Source organism: uncultured Nevskia sp. (assembly GCF_903885465.1).
GTDB lineage: Bacteria > Pseudomonadota > Gammaproteobacteria > Nevskiales > Nevskiaceae > Nevskia.
Window position 1 is genome coordinate 1 of record NZ_CAISIQ010000434.1, and the last position, 6,089, is coordinate 6,089.

At 63.9% G+C, this 6,089-nt stretch carries 6 protein-coding genes and 1 pseudogene; 4 read left to right on the forward strand and 3 right to left on the reverse strand.

Annotated features, from left to right (window positions below):
• A pseudogene (locus QZY06_RS16815) lies at positions 1–247 on the forward strand (NAD(P)-dependent alcohol dehydrogenase); the annotation flags it as partial.
• A gap of 105 nt (positions 248–352) precedes the next feature.
• Positions 353–1,129 (forward strand): hypothetical protein, encoded by a 777-nt coding sequence (locus QZY06_RS16820; protein WP_295686215.1) that lies wholly within the window; start codon positions 353–355, stop codon positions 1,127–1,129.
• A 16-nt stretch (positions 1,130–1,145) separates the two neighbouring features.
• On the opposite strand, the gene QZY06_RS16825 is transcribed toward QZY06_RS16820, so the two are convergent.
• The 3 genes from QZY06_RS16825 to QZY06_RS16835 all read right to left on the reverse strand — a co-directional run bounded on the left by QZY06_RS16825 (position 1,146) and on the right by QZY06_RS16835 (position 4,616).
• Positions 1,146–1,805, reverse strand: coding sequence for a MarR family winged helix-turn-helix transcriptional regulator (locus QZY06_RS16825; protein WP_295686217.1), 660 nt, complete (start codon positions 1,803–1,805; stop codon positions 1,146–1,148).
• 150 nt (positions 1,806–1,955) lie between these two features.
• On the reverse strand, positions 1,956–3,152 hold the full coding sequence (locus QZY06_RS16830; RefSeq protein ID WP_022974957.1) for an acetyl-CoA acetyltransferase: 1,197 nt from the start codon (positions 3,150–3,152) through the stop codon (positions 1,956–1,958).
• Positions 3,153–3,176: 24 nt separating this feature from the next.
• The gene (locus QZY06_RS16835; RefSeq protein ID WP_295686219.1) at positions 3,177–4,616 is read right to left on the reverse strand and encodes a 3-oxoacyl-[acyl-carrier-protein] synthase III C-terminal domain-containing protein; all 1,440 of its coding nucleotides are present in this window, start codon (positions 4,614–4,616) and stop codon (positions 3,177–3,179) included.
• A 203-nt stretch (positions 4,617–4,819) separates the two neighbouring features.
• Here QZY06_RS16835 and QZY06_RS16840 point away from each other — a divergent pair, with 203 nt between their 5' ends.
• The gene (locus tag QZY06_RS16840; protein WP_295686221.1) at positions 4,820–5,677 is read left to right on the forward strand and encodes a CoA ester lyase; all 858 of its coding nucleotides are present in this window, start codon (positions 4,820–4,822) and stop codon (positions 5,675–5,677) included.
• Between the two features lie 80 nt (positions 5,678–5,757).
• Positions 5,758–6,089: CoA transferase subunit A (locus QZY06_RS16845; protein WP_295686223.1), on the forward strand; the 332-nt coding region annotated here is incomplete at its 3' end.

Here is a 6,089-nt window from a genome sequence, read left to right on the forward strand (position 1 = left end):
CGTGCCGCCGCCGGAAGCGATGCTGCCGGCGAACATGATGAGCATGCTGATCCGCGGTGTCGGCGTGAAATACATCACCGAAGGTGATGCCGATCCGAAGACCTTCATCCCGCAGATGACGGCCTGGTTCAAGGCCGGCAAGTTCCCGTTCGATCGCCTGATCACCAAGTTCAAGTTCAGCGAGATCAACGAAGCCGCGCACGCCTCCGAGAAGGGCGGGGCGATCAAGCCGGTCATGGTGTTCTGAAGCGGTTGCCACTGCTTGGTGGCCAGTGGCCGGAGAAGCAGTGCTGCTTCGACGGTGACTGGCCTCAATGGCAGATCAGCCGTTTCATCGTCAACGGGGCTACTCATGGACAAGCAGGAAAATCTCAATACCGGCTCGCAGAAGTTCGGCCTCTGGTGCAGCTGGATCTTCAGCGCTCTGACCGCCATCGGCTGGCTCGGCATCGCCCATTTCTGGGCACCGCTGCCGGCGGATGCCGGCCTCGAAGCCACCAAGCTCTGGTTCAGCGAAACCCATCACTGGGGCACGATCATCGGCTGCACGATCTTCTACATCGCCTGCGGTTTCCTGGTGCCGGCGTCGATCCAGTTCGGGCTGATGCTGGCAAAGATCGAAGGGCGGCGACCGCTGTGGTCGATCACCACCGGCGTTTGCGGCATCTTCATCTCGCTGATCATCTTCATGAACGCCTGCGCCTGGATCGTCTGCGCCTATCGGCCGGAGACCAGTGCGGACGTGATCCAGTCCTGGTACGACTGGGCCTGGTTCGCGTTCCTGCTGGGCTGGATCTATCTCGCTGTCGAGATGATCGCGACTGGCATCGTCGAACTCCAGGATTCGCGCGAGCAACCGATGATTCCGCGCTGGCTGACCTGGTTCACCTTTGCCGGCGCAGCGTCGCTGCTGACCGCGGCAGGTCCAGCGTTCTTCAAGAGCGGGCCGTTTGCCTATAACGGTCTGCTCGGCTTCTATCTGCCGATGGCGGTCTGGGGCGCCTACCTCAATCTCACGGCCTGGTACATGAGCAAGGAACTGGATCGCGAAGCGGCGGAGGCTCAGGCCCTGGTGCGGACGCAGACGGCGGCATCCAGGTCGCCGGCGGGCGTTGCGCTGTCCCACTGATCTGAATGAGGTTTGACTAAGGCTCCCCGATCGCGATGGTCGGGGAGCCTTTCTTGTTTCGCGCCACGCCAGTCAGCCGGGCAGGTTGAGGTTGTTGAAGACTGCCGGCCACCCGGCCCAGGGACTGCTTGACCTTGATCAGCGAACTGAACAGTGCGGCCCGCTCGTCCAGCGGCAGATTGGCGAACACCCGGTCGTTGAATTCGACTTCCAGCACCGTCATCCGCTTGATCAGCCCCTGGGCGGGCTTGGTCAGATAGACGCGCTTGGCGCGCTTGTCGGTGGGGTCCGGGCGGCGGCTGATCCAGCCATTGGTTTCCAGACCTTCGACGACCACGCCGAGGCTGGCCTTGCCGACTTCGAGCACATCGGCCAACTGGGTCTGCATCATCCCGTCGTGACGCGACAGATGGGCCAGCACCCACCACTGGGCGCGAGTGATGCCGAGCGGCTTCATGAACTGGTCGTAGGTGTTGCGGCGCATCCGCGAGACGTCGTGCATCAGAAAGCTCAGACGGATGGCGTCGCGAGCCACTTCGTCGAGTTCCGGCGGTACCGGATCGATGCCGAGCGTCTTGCCGGCGCGCGTTGGGCTGCCGTTGTCGCTGCTGCGCGCCGATGTCGATGCGGGTGCCGGGGGGCTTACTTTCCCCGTCTTGCTGCGTGAAACGGCCATGTTCAATCCTGTGGTATCGATACAGACAGTGTGTACTGTCACGATCCAAGAATAGCGTGATTGGTTCAATTCACGAATCGGTTTTCTCGAGCATAAAAAAAGCGCCGGACCTCAGCGAGGTATCCGGCGCTGGATGCTGCGCAGCAATGCTTACATCAGGCCGACGATGCTGATCGCCGCCACGCCGTTGTAGGGCACGCCGCCGAGGTTGTGGGACAGGCCCAGGGTCGGGTTCTTCAGCTGGCGTTCGCCAGCGCGGCCGAGCAGCTGCAGGTAATGCTCGTAGACCATGCGCAGGCCGGTCGCACCGATCGGGTGACCGAAGCACTTCAGGCCGCCGTCGATCTGGCAGGGAATCTTGCCGTCGGCGTTGTAGACGCCATCGAGCACGTCCTGCACGGCGTGGCCGTCCTCGGACAGACCGAGGTCTTCCATGGTCACCAGTTCGGTGATCGAGAAGCAGTCGTGCACTTCGATCTGGCTCAGTTCCTTGCGCGGATCGCGGATACCGGCTTCCTTGTAGGCGGCAGCAGCGGCCATGCGGGTGTTCGGCACGCGGGCGCCGTCCCATTCGGTCATGCCGGATTCGCGGCCGCTGCTCGAGGCCAGCTGCAGCGCCTTGATGGTGACCAGATCCTTCTTGCCCAGTGCACGGGCGATTTCCGGAGTGGTGACGATTGCCACCGCCGCGCCATCGCTGACGCCGCAGCAGTCGAACACGCCCAGCGGTTCGGCGATCATCGGCGCGTTGAGGATGGTCTCCATCGTCACCGCCTTGCGCAGATGGGCCTTCGGGCTCTTGACGCCGTTCTGATGGCTCTTCCAGGACACCGTGGCCAGCGCGCGCTTCAGCAGTTCACGGTCGATGCCGTACTTGGCGCGGTAGCCAGCAGCGAGCTGGGCGAAGCCTGCGGGTGCCGAGCAGTACGGCATCCACAGATCGTTCAGCGTACCTTTGCCGGGCACCGGCAAGCCGCCGTAGCCGGTGTCCTTGAGCTTTTCGACACCCACGGCCAGCGCGATGTCCACCGCGCCGGAAGCGACCGCATAGGTCGCGCCACGCAGCGCTTCGGTGCCGGTGGCGCACATGTTCTCGACGCGCGTCACCGGGATGCCCTGCAGGCGCAGCGCGGTGGTCAGCGGAATCGCCGAGTTGCCGACGTTGACCGAGTCCAGTGCCGAGCCGAACCAGGCGGCGCCGATCTGGCTGCGATCGATGCCGGTGTCGGCCAGCGCTTCGGTGAATGCTTCGTTGATCAGCTGTTCGCTACCCACGTCCCAGCGCTCGCCGAACCGCGAGCAGCCCATGCCGAGGATTGCGACCTTGTCCTTGATACCGGTTGCCATGTTTTTTCTCTTTTTCCTGGCGTCTTAACGAACGGGAACCGCTTTCCAGAAATAGCGGCTGTAATGCCGCTTGCGGTCGCGCGCCTTGATCCGGAACTGCATCGACAGCCGCGTGCCGACATCGATGCCGGCCGAGCCGACTTCGACGATTTCCATCAGCAGGCGCGAACCGACATCGAACTGGACCAAGCCGACATACAGCGGCGGCGCCAGATAGAACTGCAGCCAGTCGGCGCTGAAGGTGGCGACCTGGCCGAGCTCGTCGGCGAAGTTGAACGGCGTCTGCGAATCCGGCGAAGCGCAGCTGACGCAGTTCGGCAGACGCGGAAACTGCACGGTGTTGCAGACCTTGCAGCGGCCACCGACAAAGGCGTTGATCTGATCAGCCGAGCGATAGTGCTGGGTCAGTGCTGCCTTGACGTCGGTTTCGGCACGCATGCCCCATTCGAGGTCGATCTCGCCCTCGAACGACGCCATCTTCATGTACGAGGTTTCAGGAATGCGCGCAGCAATCGACTTCGCCAGCCCGGTGGCCGGACGATGCCTGCCTTCGCCCATCTCGAACGCCAGCACTTCGCAGCCCTGGCCGAACGCAGTGACGATGATCAGATCACCCGGTTTGGCGTTCTCCAGCGCGTGGATCAGCTGCAGCGGCGCATGTGCCGTGCCGCAGTCGCCGACGTTGCCGGCGAGGTCCGGAATGATCTGCTCGGGCGCGATGCCGAGCGTCTTGGCGACCAGCTTGTCGGAGCCCGAAGGCGCACCGGCCAGGCCGAACCATTTGACGTCGGTAGCGGCGCGGCCGGTCTTGGCGAGCAGGCGCTTGACCGCGGCCGGGATGACCTTGGCCACGCCTTCATCGCGAATCCAGCGCTCTTCCCAGTAGTAGTCGTGCTTCTCGCCCGTGGCGCGGAAGTGGTCGACGAACAGGTGCGATACCGATTCGCGACCGAGGTACTTGGCGAGCGAAGCATCCTCACCGACCTGGATCGCGGCAGCACCCGCGCCGAACTGCATTTCCTGAGCACTGCCCGGCTTTGCCGAACGGCGATCGGCGGCGACGACCAGCGCATCACCTTCGGCAGCGGATTCCAGAGCCTGGGCCAGCGCGCTCAGGCCGGCACGGGTCGAGCCGGCGAGGTCGCTGCACTGAGTCGAGGTAGACAGATTCAGCGCGCTGGCGACGATCACCGCGTTCTGTAGATCGGCGAACGGCGCAGTGGTCGAGGCCAGGGTTAGCGCGGCGGGTGCGGCGCGGCCGTTGTCACGAACGGCATCGCGGGCAGCGGCGACGGCGAGGGTGATCGCATCTTCGTCCCAGCTGCACAGGGCGCGTTCGCCCTTGGCCTGGCCCTTGAGACCGGGCAGCGCCCAGGCGTGTGCTTCGGCAATCGCCGCGCGGCTGATGCGCAGACGTGGAATATGGGCACCATAGGAGACGATGCCCCGGGTTGAACGACTCAAGACGATGTCTCCGTGAGGACTCGATTCAAAGGTGGCTGCAGCGGCCTGTCACAGCAGCAAGGTGACGGCAGCGAGCCGGTATGCAAATAATAGTACGGAACCATACTATAAATCGACGCGGTGGATGACCGGACAGAGGGAAAACCCTTGTCCGGCAATCGCCCGAGCTGTGCAAAATCCATAAAACTGCCGACCAATTCCCGATGAAATCGATCCTGTTCGTGCCCGCCGACAATGAGCGCAAGCTCGCCAAGGCGGTCAGCTGTGGTGCCGATGCGCTGGCTTTCGACCTTGAGGATTCGGTGTTGCCGGAGCGCAAGCCGCTGGCTCGCCTGCTGCTCGTCGAATACCTGAAGACCTATAGCGGTGCCAGCGAAGTCTGGATCCGGGTCAACGATCTGGCTTCCGGCGAGTTGCTGCGCGATCTCGCGGCCGTCGTCGCATCGAAGCCGGTCGGCATCGTGCTGCCGAAGGTGTTCGGGCCGGAAGACATCACTACGGTCAGTCATTACCTCGACATGGCCGAAACCCAGGCCGGGCTGCCGCTTGGCGGCATCGCCATCCTCGCGGTGATCACCGAGACGCCGGCGGCCGTGCTGCGCATGGGCGAGTTCACGCGTCACAGCTTCCCGCGCCTGAAGGCCCTGATGTGGGGCGGGGAAGACCTCAGCTCGGCGATGGGCGCTGGCGATCCACGGCAGGCCGATGGCCGCTGGCGGCCGGTTTACGAGCACGCCCGCATCCAGTGCCTGCTGGCGGCGCATGCGCTCGGTGTTGAGGCGCTGGACACGGTCTACGTCGATTTCCGCAACAGCGACGGCTGCCGCGCCAACAGCGAGGGTGCCCGCTACGATGGCTTCACCGGCAAGTGCGCGATCCATCCGGACCAGGTGCCGGTGATCAATGCCGCGTTCTCGCCCAGCGAGGAAGAGATTGCCTTCGCCCATCGCGTGATTGCGGCTTTCGAGACCGGCGCGGGCGCGGTCCAGCTCGACGGCAAGATGCTCGACGTGCCGCATCTGAAGGCGGCGCGTCGCCTGCTGGCTGCGGCTGGCGTCTGACACCAATCCTGGCTGCTGGCCCGTTGCAGGGCTGGCTGCCGATGCACTGACTGCGGTACACACAAGGAGACAGCAGCTCGATGGCAAACAAACTCTATCCCGATGCCGCCAGTGCGCTGGCCGGGATCACCTTTGACGGCATGACCTTCATGTCCGGAGGCTTCGGCCTCTGCGGCATTCCCGAGAACCTGATCGTCGCGCTGCGCGACTCGGGCGCGAAGGATCTGACCGTAATCGGCAACAACGTCGGCTGCGACAACCACGGCATGTGGCTGGTGCTGGCCAACAACCAGATCAAGAAAGTGCTGGCCAGCTACGTCGGCGAAAACCAGATTCTCGAACAGCGCTACATGACCGGCGAGATCGAGATCGAATTCAATCCGCAGGGCACCCTGGCCGAGCGCATCCGCGC

Coding starts and splice junctions, on each gene's coding strand:
- QZY06_RS16830 (WP_022974957.1), bottom strand. CDS start 3,152: ATGGCAACCGGTATCAAGGACAAGGTCGCAATCCTCGGCATGGGCTGC.
- QZY06_RS16825 (WP_295686217.1), bottom strand. CDS start 1,805: ATGGCCGTTTCACGCAGCAAGACGGGGAAAGTAAGCCCCCCGGCACCC.
- QZY06_RS16820 (WP_295686215.1), top strand. CDS start 353: ATGGACAAGCAGGAAAATCTCAATACCGGCTCGCAGAAGTTCGGCCTC.
- QZY06_RS16840 (WP_295686221.1), top strand. CDS start 4,820: ATGAAATCGATCCTGTTCGTGCCCGCCGACAATGAGCGCAAGCTCGCC.